The sequence below is a fragment of the Sphaerisporangium sp. NPDC051011 genome, assembly GCF_040653595.1.
In the GTDB taxonomy this organism is placed as follows: Bacteria; Actinomycetota; Actinomycetes; order Streptosporangiales; family Streptosporangiaceae; genus Sphaerisporangium.
This window is the reverse complement of sequence record NZ_JBFAGG010000002.1, coordinates 686,940-704,120: the sequence shown is the minus strand read 5'-3', so window position 1 is coordinate 704,120 and position 17,181 is coordinate 686,940. Positions and strand designations below refer to the sequence as shown.

Annotated in this window: 14 protein-coding genes and 1 pseudogene; 3 read left to right on the top strand and 12 right to left on the bottom strand. The window is 70.7% G+C overall.

Annotation, left to right across the window (positions count from 1 at the left end):
* On the bottom strand, positions 1 to 877 hold an 877-nt coding region (locus AB0H21_RS07320; protein WP_358513007.1), incomplete at its 3' end, for a transposase.
* Here AB0H21_RS07320 and tnpA point away from each other — a divergent pair.
* Positions 848 to 1,334 (top strand): annotated as a pseudogene (gene tnpA / locus AB0H21_RS07315) (IS200/IS605 family transposase). The gene AB0H21_RS07320 and the pseudogene tnpA overlap by 30 nt on opposite strands.
* A 291-nt stretch (positions 1,335 to 1,625) precedes the next feature.
* Here the strand turns inward: tnpA and AB0H21_RS07310 are convergent.
* Entirely contained in the window at positions 1,626 to 2,033 is a 408-nt protein-coding gene (locus AB0H21_RS07310) for an ATP-binding protein (RefSeq protein ID WP_358513005.1), read from the bottom strand.
* A gap of 43 nt (positions 2,034 to 2,076) precedes the next feature.
* The gene (locus tag AB0H21_RS07305; protein WP_358513004.1) at positions 2,077 to 2,415 is read right to left on the bottom strand and encodes a hypothetical protein; all 339 of its coding nucleotides are present in this window, start codon (positions 2,413 to 2,415) and stop codon (positions 2,077 to 2,079) included.
* A gap of 177 nt (positions 2,416 to 2,592) precedes the next feature.
* Between AB0H21_RS07305 and AB0H21_RS07300 the strand changes: the two genes are divergently transcribed.
* The gene (locus AB0H21_RS07300; RefSeq protein WP_358513002.1) at positions 2,593 to 3,933 is read left to right on the top strand and encodes a helix-turn-helix transcriptional regulator; all 1,341 of its coding nucleotides are present in this window, start codon (positions 2,593 to 2,595) and stop codon (positions 3,931 to 3,933) included.
* A gap of 995 nt (positions 3,934 to 4,928) precedes the next feature.
* Complete coding sequence (locus AB0H21_RS07295; RefSeq protein WP_358513000.1) at positions 4,929 to 5,762, top strand: NAD(P)H-binding protein; 834 nt, start codon at positions 4,929 to 4,931, stop codon at positions 5,760 to 5,762.
* A gap of 298 nt (positions 5,763 to 6,060) precedes the next feature.
* On the opposite strand, the gene metH is transcribed toward AB0H21_RS07295, so the two are convergent.
* The 9 genes from metH to AB0H21_RS07250 all read right to left on the bottom strand — a co-directional run bounded on the left by metH (position 6,061) and on the right by AB0H21_RS07250 (position 17,175).
* Positions 6,061 to 9,678 (bottom strand): methionine synthase, encoded by a 3,618-nt coding sequence (gene metH, locus AB0H21_RS07290; protein WP_358512998.1) that lies wholly within the window; start codon positions 9,676 to 9,678, stop codon positions 6,061 to 6,063.
* Between the two features lie 482 nt (positions 9,679 to 10,160).
* Entirely contained in the window at positions 10,161 to 10,667 is a 507-nt protein-coding gene (locus tag AB0H21_RS07285; RefSeq protein WP_358512996.1) for a peroxidase-related enzyme, read from the bottom strand.
* A 289-nt stretch (positions 10,668 to 10,956) separates the two neighbouring features.
* A complete protein-coding gene (locus tag AB0H21_RS07280; RefSeq protein ID WP_358512994.1) occupies positions 10,957 to 11,430 on the bottom strand; it encodes a hypothetical protein in 474 nt (157 codons plus the stop codon).
* A gap of 101 nt (positions 11,431 to 11,531) precedes the next feature.
* Positions 11,532 to 12,422 (bottom strand): SGNH/GDSL hydrolase family protein, encoded by an 891-nt coding sequence (locus AB0H21_RS07275; RefSeq protein WP_358512992.1) that lies wholly within the window; start codon positions 12,420 to 12,422, stop codon positions 11,532 to 11,534.
* A gap of 178 nt (positions 12,423 to 12,600) precedes the next feature.
* Complete coding sequence (locus AB0H21_RS07270) at positions 12,601 to 12,960, bottom strand: DUF488 family protein (protein WP_358512990.1); 360 nt, start codon at positions 12,958 to 12,960, stop codon at positions 12,601 to 12,603.
* Positions 12,961 to 13,095: 135 nt separating this feature from the next.
* Positions 13,096 to 14,019 carry an N-acetylmuramic acid 6-phosphate etherase gene (murQ, locus tag AB0H21_RS07265; RefSeq protein ID WP_358512988.1) on the bottom strand — a complete coding sequence of 308 codons (924 nt, stop codon included), beginning with the start codon at positions 14,017 to 14,019 and terminating at the stop codon, positions 13,096 to 13,098.
* A gap of 57 nt (positions 14,020 to 14,076) precedes the next feature.
* A complete protein-coding gene (locus tag AB0H21_RS07260) occupies positions 14,077 to 15,000 on the bottom strand; it encodes a GNAT family N-acetyltransferase (protein WP_358512986.1) in 924 nt (307 codons plus the stop codon).
* A gap of 25 nt (positions 15,001 to 15,025) precedes the next feature.
* On the bottom strand, positions 15,026 to 16,066 hold the full coding sequence (locus AB0H21_RS07255) for an ABC transporter ATP-binding protein (RefSeq protein WP_358512984.1): 1,041 nt from the start codon (positions 16,064 to 16,066) through the stop codon (positions 15,026 to 15,028).
* Positions 16,063 to 17,175 (bottom strand): ABC transporter ATP-binding protein, encoded by a 1,113-nt coding sequence (locus AB0H21_RS07250; protein WP_358513050.1) that lies wholly within the window; start codon positions 17,173 to 17,175, stop codon positions 16,063 to 16,065. The genes AB0H21_RS07255 and AB0H21_RS07250 overlap by 4 nt, the downstream gene beginning before the upstream one ends.
* Between the last annotated feature and the right edge of the window lie 6 nt (positions 17,176 to 17,181).

The following is a 17,181-nucleotide window of genomic DNA, read 5'->3' as shown; positions in this document are numbered from 1 at the left end:
TCAGATCCTCCACCACGACCACGCCGAAGGTGCCGGCGAGTTCGGTGGTGGTCTTGTGCTGCCAGTCGACGGCTCGGCGCTTGGCTGTCGCGCGGAGCCTGGCGATCTGGTCGTAGGTGCGGGTCAGCCGTTTGGACGTGGGCCGGCCGGGAGTGCGGGTGCGGCGCTGGCGGGCGGATTTCTTCTCCAGGCGGCGCAGGTGTTCTTTCTCGCCGCCGGTGAGCCAGGGCCCGTGCTCACGCGGGGTGCCGTCCGACAGGGCCAGGGCGACGTTGATGCCCCGGTCGATCCCCACGGCCGGGCCGGGATGGGTGTCCATGACCGCAGCGGCCATGGTCTCGGTGCGGAACACGATGTGCCAGGCGTCGGCGTCTTTGACCAGGCGGGCTCCGGTGATCCGCCCGGCCGGGCCGCCCTTGGTGGCGCCGGGCAGGTTCTTGGTCCACCGGAACCGGACCCGCCCGGCCTTGGGCAGATTGACCGCGCCCCACCGCCGGTTGACCCGCTTGATCTGCAGATCGCGGGCCTGGGGCACATCGACAGCGGGCCGGGATCGCAACCGGGTCTTGAACCTCGGGCGCCCGGCGGGGTGATCGGGGTCGAAGAAGTTCACCCATGCCTGCCGGTAGGTCTTCAGCACGGCTTGGGCGGCCTGGGCGGGCAGCCGGCCCATCCAGTCGATCTCACGGCGGGCCGCCCGGATCGCCTCGTCGCACTGCTTCAACGTCGCCAACCGGCCCTGCCGGAAGGTGGCGTACTCGTGCAGCAGGTTCCACAGCGCGCGAGCGGTATGCGCCTGACCGTCCAGCACCGCCGCCTGGGCCACGCTCAACTCCAGGCGGGCCACATGCGCCCGCGCCTGCTTCACCTTCTCCACGCCGTGATCGTATCGTTTCGTTGCGTCACCGGGAGGGAACCGGACCCTGATGTGCGCACCGGACGGCGTGTCGTGCACGGTCTCCACGCCCACGCCGATTTGGTGTTCGTCACGAAGTATCGGCGTGGGGCCTTCACCGGCCCGATGCCGGTCCGATGCGAACAGATCATGCGGGAGGTCTGTGCCGTCCTCGAGGTCGAACATCGTGAGTTCAACGGCGAGGACGGCCACGTCCACCTGCTGGTCCGCTATCCGCCCAAGGTCGCCTTGTCCAGGCTGGTCAACTCGTTGAAGGGGGTTTCGGCTCGGATGCTGCGCAAGGAGTTCGGCGCCCACGCCCGCGAGCACCTGCAGGGTGATCATTTCTGGTCCGGCTCCTACTTCGCCGGGCCGGTTGGCCGGGGCCCCGCCGGCCGTGCTCAAGCAGTACATCAAGCAGCAGAAACGACCGGTCTGATCGGGGTGGACGCCGGTTCACCTGACGGTGAACCGGCTGTTCTTGCCCCGCTACGCGGGACGGCCCGCTTCACCCCCGGCCGGAAGGCCGGAGCACTACGGACGAAACCGGTAGATGCTGCTGCCGTCAGCCGCGAGCCGGTATGCCGACAGATGCCCGCGCTCCCGTAGGTCATCGCGAAGCGTGTCCTGAGCCCGCCGGATCTTCTGCAACGAAGCGTCTTTGCGGAGCCTGACACAGATGCGAAGCGCCACGACATCTCTGAACGAATAAAGGATCGGCGGGTGGGGGTCAGGCGTCTCCCCCACCGTCTGCGGACAGCAGGAACCAGAGGACGCAGCGGGGTCTCTCCTCGGTGAACCCCCAGCGGGAGGACAGCGCGCGGATCAGGCGGATGCCTCGCCCGGAGATGGCCGGCTCTTCGCCGGTGTCCGAGGGGATGCTCGGCACGGTGCGCCCGCCCTGGTCGCCGACCTCGATCCGGACGTCGTCACCCTCCTCGACCACCACCGCGACGGCGATCACCGAGGTATCGGTGTGCACCAGGGAGTTGGTGACCGCCTCCGACAGCAGCAACACGGCGTCGTCGTGGCGGGGATGGTCGCTAAGGATCTTGCTCAGCCAGCGCCGGGCCTCGCCCGCGGAGGCCTCGGTGGCGGGGAAGACGGCGCTCTCCGTTCGCCGGGTGCGGGTGCTCATCTGGTCAGTCGTCCTTCATAGGGGGAGGTCGAGGTCATGCGGGTCACGCGGCCGGCCTGGACGCGGTGTGCGTACGGCCGGTCATTAAGACGTCCCGCTCCGCCTGGCGCATCTGCTCGGTGAGCTCCTGCGCGGTGGATTCCTCCACGATCAGCGGATACGGGGTGGGGAACATCGCCACGGCGTAGAAGCGGCGGCTCCATGGTCCATAAAGGATCGTCCAGGCCGGTTCGAGCCGGTCGAGCAGTACGGCGGTGGCGCGGGCGCGCGGGTCGGGATCGCCGGGCTCGACCGGTACGTAGGGCCGTCCGAGGGTGTGGCGGCCGGTCGGCTCGGCATTACGGCGCCCGTACAGGCGCCACCGGCGTTTAGGCTGCGTCACGGGTCAGGACCACCTTCCTGATCAGGGACCCGTACGGCGCTCTCATCGCCTACGGGTCCCGGCTTTCGGGAGCGCTACGGGCTGTAGCAGTGCAATCATGGAAAGTGATCGACGATGGTGTAAGGACAACGGTGTGGTCGGGTGCGGCCGCGCCGGACCACTATCCCGAGGGGTGTCATGGCCGCAGACCCGATCGACCCGCACGCCTCCGCATGGCATCTGTTCGGCGCGGTCATGCGCCGCTGCAGGGAGAGCGAACCCAAGATCGCCCTGCGCCGCGTGGCGGCCGATCTCTACATCGACCATTCCAACCTGGCCAAATGGGAGCGCGGTGAGCGCACGCCCCCGCCTGAGATGGTCCCCCGCCTGGACGAGGTGTACGGTGCGCGCGGCATTCTGACCGCGCTCTACGGCACGCTGGTGCGTCTCAACGCCGCCGCCGAGTCAGACCGGCTAGGCGCGGGTAGATATATGGAAAACCCCGCATATCGCAATGGAGATGACGATATGGAACGTCGGGCCGCCCTCCAGTTCCTCGCCGGATTCACCGGACTCGGCGTGCTCGACACCCTCGGTATCTCGGGTGAACCTCTCCGCCGGCTCCTGGAGCTGTCCCCTGACCAGGCCCACCGCGCCATCGAAGACTGGGAGCTGACCTGCGCCGACCACCTGCACGCGCTGCGCACCCGACCCCCCGCACAGGTCGCCACCGACCTCCTCATCGACCTGCTCGCGGTACAGCGCCAGTTGGACGCCTCCACCCCCGAAGACGTGATCGAACTCCAGCGGGTCATGGCGGCGCTCTCGACTCTCCATGCCAACGTGCTGACCCGCCTGGGCGATCACGGTGCCGCCATCCGCTGGTGGCGCACCGCACGCCAGGCCGCCGACGCCTCAGGAGACCTCGAACTACAGCTCAGCGTGCGCGCCACCGAGACCGGACACGGCCTCTTCGGACAACGCGATCCGGCGACCGTCCTGAGACTCACCCAAAATGCCCAGCAGATCGCAGGAGATCGCCCATCCCTGGGGCTCGCGCTCGTCCTCTGCTCTGAGGCCAAGGCGCTCATGCTCCTCGGAAGGCACGCGGAAGCCCAGCAGACTTTGAACACCTTCCGCGACCTTGTCACGGCCGATCCGCCAGCTGTGAGCATCATGACCGGCTACTGGAAATACGGGCAACTACCCAACGCCGAGAACACGATCTACGCGGGTGTAGGCAATGAGGCCGAAGCGAACAGCGCGGGCGAGCGCCTGCTCGCCGTCAACAGCGATTACGCGACGGCGGCCACTGTTCGCCTGAAGGGAGCCCTCTGTACCGTCGTCAACGGGGGCATCGATCAAGGGATGCAACTGGCGGCCTCGGTGATCGATGCCCTGCCACAGGTCTACAACGACAAGATGGTGCTCCAAACCGGACGGATGGTGCTCAGCGCCGTACCCAGGCACCAGCGCGACCGCCCCTCTGTTGCCGAGTTCCGCGAGATGCTGGCCCTCGAATCCGCCAAAAGCGCCTGACGACAGCCCTTCTCCAGACCGACCAGCGCGTGGCCGTGCAGGCGAATATCACGATCTGGGCGCCAACCCGCTATTGTGTTCCTCCCCCCCAGCGGTACCAGACCAGGAGCGGCGACCTCGCCGATCATCTGGCGCAGTGCCGCGCCAGCCATGGCGTCGGACAGCAGTGCGCTCCCCTCGATCCGGCCACCTCCGAGCGGAGCGCTCTCCGTGGTCAGGGCGGTGACCTGGCAGATACCGAGCGCGTCCCACCTCACGACTACCGTGATGCTCGGGACACAGACCTCCTGCGGAGGCACCCGGACCAGGACGACCCAGGTGCGTCGCAGCCGCGCATTATTCTGCATGGCTGCTACCCCTTCCAGGATCGCGCACGTCAAGGTGCCCCTCGATGTCGTCGCTCGGCGCTTCGGGAGTATCACTCTAAGTGCGGAAACGATCACTGAGGGTCGAGTGGCCGACTAGACGATCACGCACTATCTCGGGGGAGAAACACGATCATGCCTGGGCGGGGCGGCCCGGCCGGGATCGGCACCTTCGATGACGGTGGCGCGGGTGTGCCCGTCGGGCAGCCCATCCCAGTGGGACTCATCGACCATCCATGACCCGCGGCGCGCAGCGCGGGGTGCACCGCCAGCACGCCGCCCCCGTCGGCCTACAACGCGTGGATGGCGATTGGGACGGTAGGCGGCCAGCGGGTCGGCCTCGAAGCCGTAGTGCGCGGCGAACGCCGCGGCTTCGGGGTGCAGCGGCACTGCCGCTCCCGGCGCGACGTGCCGTTTGACCACCGTCTTGGTACGGTCGTGGACGATCGATCCGGGCACCCCTCTAATATGCGGGTCTCGTTGTCAAGCCACCGGTCGTGCTGGGGGCGGTTCTGTCGGCGTCCTTCGTCACCGAGTGCGGAACGTGCCCAGCGCAGGAAACGGTCAGGACTCTCCTTGACCTTCTAGCGTGTCCTCCAGTTGATCACTAGGCGACGGGAGAAGGCGCTCATGATTCTCGTGACAGGAGCCACCGGGAACATAGGAAGTGCTTTGCTGCAGGAGCTACATGTGTGCGGTGCCGGACCCTTGCGGGGTCTCACTCGTGACGCTGCGCGAGCTTCATTCCCCAAGGGAGTCGAGGCGGTTGAGGGTGACTTCGCCGACATGGCTTCACTGGAACCTGCACTGGAGGGGGTTCGCTCGCTATTTCTCGTGTCGCGTATGGGTTCGGATGCTGACATCCTCGGCGCCGCCCGGCAGGCGGGGGTGGAGCACGTGGTGCTGGTGTCGTCCATTACCGTCCAGACCCATCCGCACCTCGGCCCCGCCGATGAGAACCTCGCTGTCGAGCGACTCCTCAAGGGCAGCGGCATGGCCTGGACGATTCTGCGGCCGACGCAGTTCGCCTCGAACGCCCTGTGGTGGGCAGCGTCAATCCGCGAGCATCAACCGGTCCGGGTGCCGTATGCGGACATCGGGCTCCCCACGATCCACCCCGCGGACATCGCGTCAGTGGCGCGAGTGGCGCTGACGAAGTCCGGTCACCAAGGCCGGACGTATGCCCTGACCGGCCCGGAGCGGGTGACGGCCCGGCAGCAGGTTGCGGCGATAGCCGTAGCCCTGGAGCGGGAGGTGCCGTTCGCCGAGATCAGCCGGGAGGAGGCCCACCGCGACATGGCTGTGTTCTTGGGAGACGAGGCCGCGGATGCGGTGCTCGATGTGACAGGCGGAGACGTCAACGACGAGCTTCTGAAGGTGCGCGACACAGTCTCGCGGGTCACCGACTCCCCTGCCAGGCGATTCCGCCAGTGGGTTTCGGAGAATACCGCCGCCTTCCGTTGAGACGCCCGGTCCTCATGTTCATGCGTGTGTGTACTGGGCTGGGCACTTTGCCGCTTCACGTATGTGCCGACAGGGTCAGGAGGCTTCGTCGTCGAGTCGGCTGAGGAGTCCGTCGAAGATCCGCTCGCGTGCGACCTGTCCGGATGCCCGTTAGGGCGAAGGGGCGAAGCCCCCTGGGCGATACAGTCCGAGCCGGAGGCGAGGCCCATTTCCCGGTGGGGCGGGTCAGTCCTACGCCACCTCCGCCCGCGAGCCGCGTCTCCCGGGTATGGGGGCGGCTCGCGGGCGGGGGCTGCGGTCAGTCGGGGTCGTAGGCGAGGTTGGGGCGGAGCCAGCGTTCGATCTCGGCGAGGTCGACGCCGCGCCGCTTGGCGTAGTCCTCGGCCTGGTCGCGGCCGATGCGGCCCACGGTGAAGTACCGCGAGGCGGGGTGCGCGAAGATCAGCCCGCTGACGCTGGCGGCCGGGGTCATCGCGTAGGACTCGGTCAGGTTCATGCCGAGCCGCTCGGCGTCGAGCAGTTCGAACAGGTCGCGCTTCTCGCTGTGGTCCGGGCTCGCCGGGTAGCCGAAGGCGGGGCGGATGCCACGGAACCGCTCGGCGTGCAGTTCCTCGTACCGGGGGGCGGCGTCCGGCTCGAACCAGTCGCGCCGCGCCTGGAGGTGGACGTACTCGGCGAACGCCTCGGCGAAGCGGTCGGCCAGTGCCTTGACCATGATCGCGTGGTAGTCGTCCTGCCGGTCCTCGAAGGTGCGGGCGAGTTCCTCGGCGCCGTGGACGGCCACGGCGAACCCGCCGAGGTGGTCTCCGGCCGGGGCCACGTAGTCGGCGAGGGACCGGTTGGGACGGCCCTCCGGCTTGGAGGTCTGCTGGCGCAGCATCGGCAGCCGCAGGTCGTCCTGGTCGCCCACGCGGACCACGATGTCGTCGCCCTCGGAGTGGGCGGGCCAGAACGCGTACACCCCCTGGGCGCGGAAGGACCCGTCCGCGATGATCTGGTCGAGCAGGACGTTCGCCTCGTCGTAGAGCTCGCGGGCCTCCGGCTGCTCCAGGATCGCCGGGTACTTGCCCTTGAGCTGCCAGGCGAGGAAGAAGAACTGCCAGTCGATGAACTCGCGGAGGGTGGCGAGGTCGGGCTCGACGAGGCGGGCGCCGGTGAAGGCGGGAACGGGCAGCTCGTCGAACGGCACCTGCTCACGGTTCGCGCGTGCCTGCTCGAGGGTGAGCAGGGGACGCTGCTCGCGGTTCGCGTACTGCTCGCGCAGGCGCTCCTGCTCCGCACGGTTGCTCTTGGCCAGTTCCTCGGCCCGGTCGGCGTCGAGCAGGTCCGAGACCACGCCGACGACGCGGGACGCGTCCAGCACGTGGACGGTGGTGCCGTCGTAGGCGGGGGCGATGCGCACCGCCGTGTGCTGGCGGGAGGTGGTGGCGCCGCCGATCAGCAGGGGCAGTTTCAGGCCGCGCCGCTTCATCTCGGTGGCGACGGAGACCATCTCGTCCAGGGACGGGGTGATCAGCCCGGACAGGCCGACGGCGTCGGCGCCCTCGGCGATCGCGGTGTCGAGGATCGTGTTGGCGGGGACCATGACGCCGAGGTCGATGACCTCGTAGTTGTTGCAGCCGAGCACGACGCCGACGATGTTCTTGCCGATGTCGTGGACGTCGCCCTTGACCGTGGCGAGGACGACCTTGCCGTTGCCGCGGATGACGTCGGTGCGGCCCTCCAGACGCGCCTGCTCCTTCTCGGCCTCCATGTACGGCTCCAGGTAGGCGACCGCGCGCTTCATCACGCGCGCGCTCTTCACCACCTGCGGCAGGAACATCTTCCCCGCGCCGAACAGGTCGCCGACGACCTTCATGCCGTCCATCAGCGCGCCCTCGATCACGTCGAGCGGGCGCGCGGCCCTCTGCCGGGCCTCCTCGGTGTCGTCCTCGATGAAGTCCACGATGCCGTGCACGAGCGCGTGGGACAGGCGCTTCTCCACCGGGGCCTCGCGCCAGGACAGGTCCACCGTGCGGCGGGTGCCCGTCCCGCTGACCGTCTCGGCGAAGGAGACGAGCCGGTCGGTGGCGTCGGGGCGGCGGTCGAACAGAACGTCCTCGACGAGTTCGAGCAGGTCGGCGGGGATGTCCTGGTAGACCGCGAGCTGACCGGCGTTGACGATGCCCATGTCCAGCCCGGCGCGGACGGCGTGGAGGAGGAACGCCGAGTGCATCGCCTCGCGGACGACGTCGTTGCCGCGGAAGGAGAACGACAGGTTGGAGATGCCGCCGCTGGTACGCGCGCCGGGGCAGCGCTGCTTGATCAGCGGGAGCGCGTCGATGAACGCCTTGGCGTAGCCGTTGTGCTCGACGATGCCGGTGGCGACGGCGAGCACGTTGGGGTCGAAGACGATGTCCTCGGCGGGGAAGCCGGCCTCCTGGGTGAGCAGGTCGTAGGCGCGGCCGCAGATCTCCACCTTGCGCTCGGTGGTGTCGGCCTGGCCCTGCTCGTCGAAGGCCATGACGACCACGCCGGCGCCGTAGTCGCGGATGCGCCGGGCCTGCTCCAGGAACGGGCCCTCGCCCTCCTTGAGGCTGATGGAGTTGACCACGCCCTTGCCCTGCACGCACTTGAGGCCGGCCTCCAGCACGCTCCACCGCGAACTGTCGATCATGATGGGGGTGCGGGCGACCTCGGGCTCGGTCGCGATCAGGTTGAGGAAGGTGGTCATGGCCTGCTCGCTGTCGAGCAGGTCGGCGTCCATGTTGACATCGAGCAGGTTGGCCCCGCCGCGCACCTGCTCCAACGCGACGTCCACGGCGGCCTGGTGGTCGTTCGCCTCGATCAGGCGCCGGAACCGGGCGGACCCGGTGACGTTGGTGCGCTCGCCGATCATGACGAACCCGGTGTCGGGGCCGATCTCGAACGGCTCCAGGCCGCTGAAGCGGGTGCTCGCCGCGGGCGCGGGAACCGGGCGGGGCTGCGCGTCCGCCACGGTGGCGGCGATCCGCGCGATGTGCCCGGGCGTGGTCCCGCAGCACCCGCCGACGATGTTCACCATGCCGGACGCGACGAACTCGCTGAGCAGCCCGGCGGTCTCCTCCGGCGTCTCGTCGTAGCCGCCGAACGCGTTCGGCAGGCCGGCGTTGGGGTGGCACGCGGTGTACACGCCGGCCAGCCGCGACAACTCGGCGATGTGCGGGCGCATCTCGGCGGCGCCCAGCGAGCAGTTCACGCCGACGACCAGCGGGTGGGCGTGCTCGATCGCGTTCCAGAACGCCTCGACCGTCTGCCCGGACAGCGTGCGCCCGCTCAGGTCGACGATGGTCACCGAGATCCACAGCGGCAGGTGGGGGGCGACGTCGCGCGCGGCGGCGATGGCGGCCTTCGCGTTCAGCGTGTCGAAGATCGTCTCGATCAGCAGCAGGTCGACGCCGCCGTCCGCCAGCGCCTGGATCTGCTCGGCGTACGTGGCGCGCACGTCGTCGAACGTCACCGCGCGGTACGCGGGGTCCTCCACGCGGGGGGACAGCGAAAGCGTCACGTTCAGCGGGCCGATCGAGCCCGCGACGAAACGCCCGCCCGCCTCGTCCGCGGCCTGCCGCGCGAGCTGGGCTCCGCGCAGGTTCATCTCGCGCACGTACGCCTGGAGCCCGTAGTCGGCCTGGCCGATGCTCGTCGCCGTGAACGTGTTCGTGGTGGTGATGTCCGCGCCGGCCGCGAGGTACTGGCGGTGGACGTCGAGCACGAGATCCGGGCGCGTCAGGTTGAGCAGGTCAGGGTCACCGGTCACGTCGTACGGGTGGTCGTCGAAACGGCCCCCGCCGCGATAGTCGGCCGGCGTCAGGCCCGCGGCCTGCAACATGGTGCCCCAGGCTCCGTCGAGCACCACCACCCGCCGGTCCAAAAGCTCCCGTAGAGCCTCGGTTCCCACCGGACCACCTCCCCATACGGAAGGCGCCCGAGGAGCGGTTCCGGCTGAGCTCCATCACAGCGCCTCTGAGCTTGAAACCCCAAGATACAAGAGCGCATGGCGAGCCCAGAACGGCCCGCGACCCAGGGGCGGGTCATTACGGGGGCCCTCTGGGGTGCGGCCACCCCGCCGCCGGCACGGGCCTGGAGAAAGGCCACGTCATTTGGGACGCCGAATGCCCCGCCGCGGTGCGTCACATCGGGCGCGAATGGACGTCATGAAGAATCGAAAGCGTTCCGCCGTTTTCCACGTCCCGGTGAGAGGGCTCCGCCGGCGTGAAAAGTGCGCATCATCAAAGGAAAGCGCAAATGAATTCATACGCGCTCCTGCACGTCCATGTACGGAGCGGGGCGTGGGCACACGGGCTCGGCGCCTGGGCGAGCGGGCGATACGGAACGGCCCGCCACGGTTCCGCTCGAATCGTGACGGGCCGGGAGCCGTGCTCAGGCGGGGGAACCGGAGATCACGCCGCCGTATCCGGCCTCGATGATCATCTTGGCGATCGGGACGTACTCCTCCTGGCCGGTCAGGGGGGTGGTGCCGAGGCCGTCGACGTACCGGTTGAACATGCAGAACGCGGCGGCGATGAGCACCGTGTCGTGGATCTCCAGGTCGCCGGCTCCCGCCTGGTGCGCGGCGGCGATCGCCTCGGCGGTCACGGCCTTCCCGCCCTCGCGCACCTGGGCGGCGACGTCGAGCAGGGCGCGCATCTTCGGCGACACGTCGGCCGTGTGCGGGTTCGCGCAGGCCGCCGCCACCTGCTCCTGACCGCCGGGAAGCTGCTCGGCGGCCATCGCCCCGTGGATGGAGCCACAGAAGTCGCAGTCGTTGAGCCGGGACACGTAGGCGGCGATCAGCTCGCGCTCGCCGCGGCTCAGCGTGTTGTCGGCCCGCAGGAGCACGTCGACGAGGTCGTTCAGGGGTTTGGCCGTCTCCGGCCGATAGAGCATGGGCCCCACGATGCCGGGGGCGTCGTTTCCTAGCGAGATATGCGGCATGCCGCCGATTCAATGGGACGGGATGCCACCGTCACCAGATCTCTCGCCGGCTCAAAGGGTCGCCTAGGGGGGACCGAAAACACTTCCCCCGCGACGGCGACGCGCCGCGTCCGGCGAGTGCAGGCGAGCGCCTCCCGGTTCGGGGCCGACAGATCCCGTTGAGGACCCCCGCGGTCGGCCAGACGATGGGTCAGACGATGGGTCAGACCCCACCGGGAGGCGATCACCTACATCCTCACCGTCAAACGAAGGCGTAGCACTCGACCTCGGCGCGGCGGCTGGAGAGGCCGGCCTTCACCAGATAGACCACGCAGCGGCGCTCCCGCTTGTTGAGCTTGAGCGTGCCGCAGACGGTGATGCCGGAGTACGTCCGGCAGTCGAGGTTCTCGTTGAACGCCCCGATGCGGTACGTCACCCGCACATCGTGGCGGCACTGCCGGCGCGCCCTGCGGGTGTCGGCGTAACGGCACTGGTTGTAGAGGATCTTGTATTGGGTCGCGCTCACGGTGATCTTGGCCGCTCGCGGCTTGCCTGCCGCCGGAGGCGCCCCCTTACCTCCCGGTGGAGGCGTCCCGCCTCCGCCTCCCCCGGTCGCCACGGACGCGGGCGGGGCGGAGATCCCCTCCGGGGCGAGCGCCGAGGCGGATACCTGGGTCGCGGCGAGCGCCGAGGCGGTGAAGACGAGCAGCGCGGTCGCGGCGAGTGTGCGATTCATAGTGCTCTCCCCTGATCACGCGCCGCGTTCACGGCCGGGCTAGGGGGGTCAAAATGACAGATACCCGGACGTGCCGGAAAAAACGCATCTGAGACCAGGCGTCACCTGCGAGGATCCGGACCGGCCAGCGCCGAGAGCACCGTCTCGGCGATGAGCCGGTGCCCCGCGGCGCCGGGATGATCGCCGTCGGCGGCCAGCAGCGCGGTGTCGTCGCGCGTCCCGTCCTCCCCCTTGAACGCCGTGTAAAGGTCCGCGAACAGGACGCCGGACGCGGCGGCCGAGGCGGCGAGCGCCGCGTTGACGGCCATGGTGAGCCGGTCGCTGCCCGCGGCGTACTTCGGGCCCCGGGCGCGTCCGGCGGCGCCGTCCAGGAAGACGTTCCAGTACCCGGTCACCACCACGCGCCCGCCGGGCCCCCGCAGGGCGTGGATCCTGCTCAGGAGGGTGTCCATGTTGGCCCGCAGCCGGGCCAGTTCCGTCCCGTAGCAGGCGAGGTCCACGCCGCAGGAGTCGTCCTCGACGCCCTCCTCCGCGAAGTCGTTCGCCCCGATGGTGATCACCGTCAGATCCGCCCCCGCCACCCCAGCCCGCACGGTGTCGTCGTCCAACATGTCCAGCAGGCCCTGGGTGGTCAGGCCCGCGGCGGCGAGGTTCGACCCGGCGACCGGCGTGCCCTGGCGGGCCGACAGGGCCTCGGCGACGAGCGCCACATAGGAGACGCAGTCGCAGCCCGACCCGGCGGGCACCGAGTCGCCGAGACCGAGGACGGACTCCACCGCCCGGCGCCCCTCGCTCGCCGGCGAACCGGCGGCCTCCGGCGGACCGGCCGTCCACGGCGCCGCGAGGGCAGTGTGCGCGCGCGGCGCTCCGGACGCGGAGGCGACGTCCGGCGCCCCAGCGGCCGTGACGGACGTCAGTGCCGTGGCGAGGATCGTCACGGCCGTCCCGAACCGGCGGGACCGGGACCTCTGATGCGCGTACCCAGAGAACATGCTGAGAGAAGCTACTCCTGTCGGTGGCCGCCGCTCACGCTTTGCGCATGATTCGCCACGTCGCGTCGAGGATCGGCGCGTCTGGACCGTCACGAGCATCGGCGAAGGATCCGGCGGAAGGCGGAAGGTCCGGTGAAGGGGTCGGTGAGGGCTTCGGCGGAGGAGCCGGGCGCGGGTGTCAGCCCGCCTTGCCGAGCAGGCGGGCTAGGACGGCGGCGTTGCTGATCCGCACGTCCTTCGTGGCGGTGAGCAGGGTCACGGGCGGCTCACGGAGCAGTTCGCGCAGCCGCTCCAGGGCTGGACGGTGGCGGGAGTCCTCCAGTTCGGCGAGGTAGCGGCCCTCGAACTCCGGGAACCTGCCCGGGTCGTGGCCGTACCAGGCCCGCAGCTCGTCGGACGGCGCGATGTCCTTGAGCCACAGATCCACGTGCGCGGCCTCCTTGGACAGGCCCCTCGGCCAGAGACGGTCCACCAGGACGCGGGTCCCGTCCTTCGGGGAAGGGTCGTCGTAGATCCGGCGCACCTGTACAGGCGACATGTCCCCCCGTCCGACGCGGGCGCCCGCCGATCTCTTCGGCGGGACGCCGGTCTCGATGACTGAAGGAAGTATGCCCGGGTATGGGGGTTTTCATCCCATCACCGCGGCAGGCCGGGCGGGCGCCCCAGAGCCGGGTCAGGCCGGAGGGGCGTCCGGCGCGGAGTCGAGGGCTCCGTCGAGGCGGCCGTCGAAGGCGGCGAGCAGGAGACGGGCCTCGCCGGCGTCGAGGCGGCGGGCGATCATCACGACGGCCGTCTTGACCTCGTGCCCGGCGGCGGCCAGGGCGCCACGGGCGGCGGCGAGGTCCGCGCCGGTGATGTCGGCGACGATGCGCGCGGCCCGGTCGACGAGCTTGGCGTTGCTCGCGGACACCTCGATCATGTAGTTCCCGAACGTGCGCCCGCACTTGATCATCGAGATCGTCGAGATCATGTTCAGGACGAGCTTCTGCGCCGTCCCGGCCTTCAGCCGGGTCGAGCCGGTGACCACCTCCGGGCCGACGATGACCTCGATCGCGTGCTCGGCGGCCTCCGACAGCGGCCCCCCGCCGTTGCAGGACAGCCCGGCGGTGAGCGCGCCGAGCCGGCGGGCCTGCGCGACGGCGGCCACCACGAACGGCGCCCGTCCGCTCGCGGAGATGCCCACCACCGAGTCCAGGGGGCCCACCCGCTGCTCGCGGATCGCGGCGGCGCCCGCGCCGGCGTCGTCCTCGGCGCCCTCCACGGACCGGGTCAGCGCGCCCTCGCCACCGGCGATGATGCCGCGCACGACCTCGGGGTCGGTACCGAAGGTCGGCGGGCACTCCGAGGCGTCCAGCACCGCGAGCCGCCCGGAGGTGCCCGCGCCGACGTACAGCAGCCGGCCGCCGTCACGCATGCGGGCGGCGATGTCCTCGATCGCGGCCGAGATCGCCGGGACGGCGCGGGCCACGGCGGCCGGGACGGTGGAGTCGGCGGCGTTCATCAGCCGGGCGATCTCCTCGGTGGGCAGCCGGTCGATCCTGCGGTAGCGGGGATCGCTCTGCTCGGTCGTGGCAAGCGCTGCTGGTGGTCGGGTCATCAGTCCTCATTCCGAAATATCCCGAAATCGGAGGGCGCAGGCGGGCGTCCGCCGACGTCAGGCGAGAGATCGGTTGTACAGCCAGAACGCGCGCTCCACCCACGCGCCGGCGGTCCTGGCGTAGAACGCCAGCGGCCCCACCCAGCCGATCTGGGCGGTGCGCTGCCCGGTCGCCGCCAGCTCGCGCAGGCAGCACCGCAGCAGCACGCTGCCGACCCCGAGCCCGCGCGCCGACTCGGCGGTCCCCATCGGGCCGAACCACAGGGGCCGGGCGCCCCAGGCCGCGAAGCCGAGGATCTCCCCGCCCCGGACGGCGTAGTGGCAGCCGGTCGCGTGCTCGGCCTCCCACGCCCACGCGTCGTTCCAGTTCTCGCGGGCGAACGCGACCACCGCGTCCCGCTGCCCCGCGGGCGCCGCGCGGACGGTCGCCCCCGCCGCGGCGAGCCGGGCGAGGTCGTCCTCCTCCGAGGGCGCCCGGGCGTAGCCCGTCCCGGTGGCGGGCGGCTCGGCGGAGGCGTCCCGGGGGCCGTATCCGGCCAGGTCGACGGTCATGTTCCAGGCGACGCGGTACCGCTCGTACCCCATGCTCTCGGCCAGCAGGACGGCGGGCGTGTAGCGGACGTCGATGCCCGGCCAGGCGTAGCACGGCGGGTTGGCGGCGAGCCGCACCTCCCGCACCCCGTGATCGCGCAGCCAGCCCTCGGCCGCGACGACCAGGGCCCGGCCGAGTCCCCGGCCCCGGGCCTCGGGGCGCACGGCGAACAGGTCCACGTGGCCGAGGCCCGGGACGGCCGAGGTGGAGGCGAACACCACGCCTTCCAGGCCGGAGGTGACCAGCGCCGTCCAGGTGCGGCCCTCGGGCGGATCGGCCAGCCGGGCGACGAGCTGCGGCGCCTCGGGGGCGTCCAGCGTCAGCGCCTCGCGTGCCAGCCCGCCGACGGCGGGCATGTCGTCGGCGGAGGCGATCCGGATGCCGATCACGCCGCCTCCGGGCGAACGGGACTCCTCACGCCGCCTCCTCGGGGATCACGTTGCGCCGCGCCGGGTGGAAGCAGGCGTGCTCGTGCGGTGCCGCGCCAGGCGCGGGGACGTGCCCGCCGATCGGCGGTTCCTCCACACGCATCAGTTCGGGAAGCTCGGCCGTGCAGCGCTCGGTGCGGAACGGGCATCTGCGGGCGAACAGGCAGCCCGAGTCCGGGTGGCGCTCGTCCAGGGCCTCGGTCGGCACCACGCGGTCCCGCCCCGGACGCTCCAGCCCGTGCAGGACCGGGATCGCCGACAGCAGCGACTGCGTGTACGGGTGGACGGGTCCGGAGATCACGGACTCGGTGAGCCCCCGTTCCACCACCTGCCCCCGGTACAGGACGTACAGCTCGCCCTCGTCGCCGATGTACCGCGCGGTGGCGATGTCGTGGGTGATGAACAGCACGCTCACCCCGAGCCGCTCGCGCAGGTCCTTCAGCAGGGCGAGGACGCTGAGCCGCATCGACACGTCGATCATCGAGACCGACTCGTCGGCCACGAGCATCTCCGGGTCCACGGTGAGCGCCCGGGCGATGACCACGCGCTGGCGCATGCCGCCGGAGAGCTGGTGGGGGTAGCGGCCGAGCACGTACCCGGGGTCGATGCCGACCAGGGACAGCAGTTCCTCGGCGCGGTCGTCCACCCAGGCCGACGACCGCCCGGTACGGCGGGCGCGCAGGGCGAGCGGCGCCTCCAGGGTCTGGTGGATCGTGCGCGTCGGGTTGAGCGCGGAGTACGGGTCCTGGTGGATGAGCTGGATCTTGCGGAACTCCGCCTCCCGCCGCTTGTGCCGCAGCGAGGACATCGGCGTGCCGTCGATGACGATCTCGCCGGAGTCGTAGGTCTCCAGGCCCGCGATGATGCGCCCGAGCGTGGTCTTGCCGCAGCCGGACTCGCCGATGAACGAGACCGCCCCGCCCTTGGGGATGCTGAAGTCGACCCCGCGCAGCGCCCGCACCTCGCGTCCGCCGAGCACGTTCCCGCGCTGCCTGTAGGTCTTGGTGATCCCGGTGCCGCTGATCACGCGTGCTCCCCCCGTCCGGCGGCGGACACCTGCGACTCCCGGGCGTGGCAGGCGACGGTCCGCTCCTCGTGTCGCACGGGCGAGGGCGCGGTCGTCTCGCAGACCTCCATGCGCAGCGGGCAGCGCTCGCGGAACACGCACCCCTGCTTGGGCAGCGTGCCCAGCGTGGGGGGCCGTCCGGGCAGGGCACAGGCCTCGGCGGGGTCGCCGGACAGGCGCGGGATGGCCCGGATCAGGCCCTGGGTGTACGGGTGGCTGGGCGCGCCGAGGACGTCCATGGTGGGCCCGTGCTCGACCACCCGGCCGCCGTACATCACGGCGAGCCGGTCGGTGACCTCGGCCGCCACGCCGATGTCGTGGGTGACCATGAGCGTGGTGAGCCCGCGCTCCTTGTGGACCTCCCGGATGATCCGCAGGATCGTCGCCTGCGTGATCATGTCGAGGGCGGTGGTGGGCTCGTCCAGGATCGCCAGGCGGGCGTTCAGCACGAGGGCCAGCATGATGCCGACCCGCTGGCGCATCCCGCCCGACAGCTCGTGCTGGTGGGAGTCCAGGACGCGGGCGCCGTCCAGGCCCATGCGCTCCAGCAGCGCCCGGGCGTCCCGGACCAGCGCGGCCAGGTCGTCCACGCCGTGCGAGCGGCCGAGGTCGAGCAATTGCTTGCCGACCGTCTTCAGCGGGTTGAGGGAGTTCTGCGCGGCCTGGAAGACGTACCCGAGGTGACGTCCCCGCGCGCCGCGCAGCTCGTCGCCCGTGAGCCGGAGCACGTCGCCGAGGCCGTCGACCTCCACGCTGCCGCTGGCGATGCGGCCGGGCGGCTGAACGGCGTTGAGCAGCGACAGCGCCAGCGTCGACTTGCCCGAGCCGGACTCGCCGACGATGCCGGTGATCGTGCCCGGGTCGATGGTGAGGGAGACGCCGCCGAGGGCGGGCAGCTCGCCGAGCGGGGTCTTGTAGACGACCGTGAGGTCGCGCACGCGGACGCCCGGCGGCGGCCCCGCGTCGGGACGGGGGGCGCCGGTACTGCCCGGAACAGTACTGCCCGGAACGGTGCTGCCCGAGGCGGGCCCGGCGGGGCGGGAACGCCTCAGGAGCCGTGACGCGTTCATGGTCAC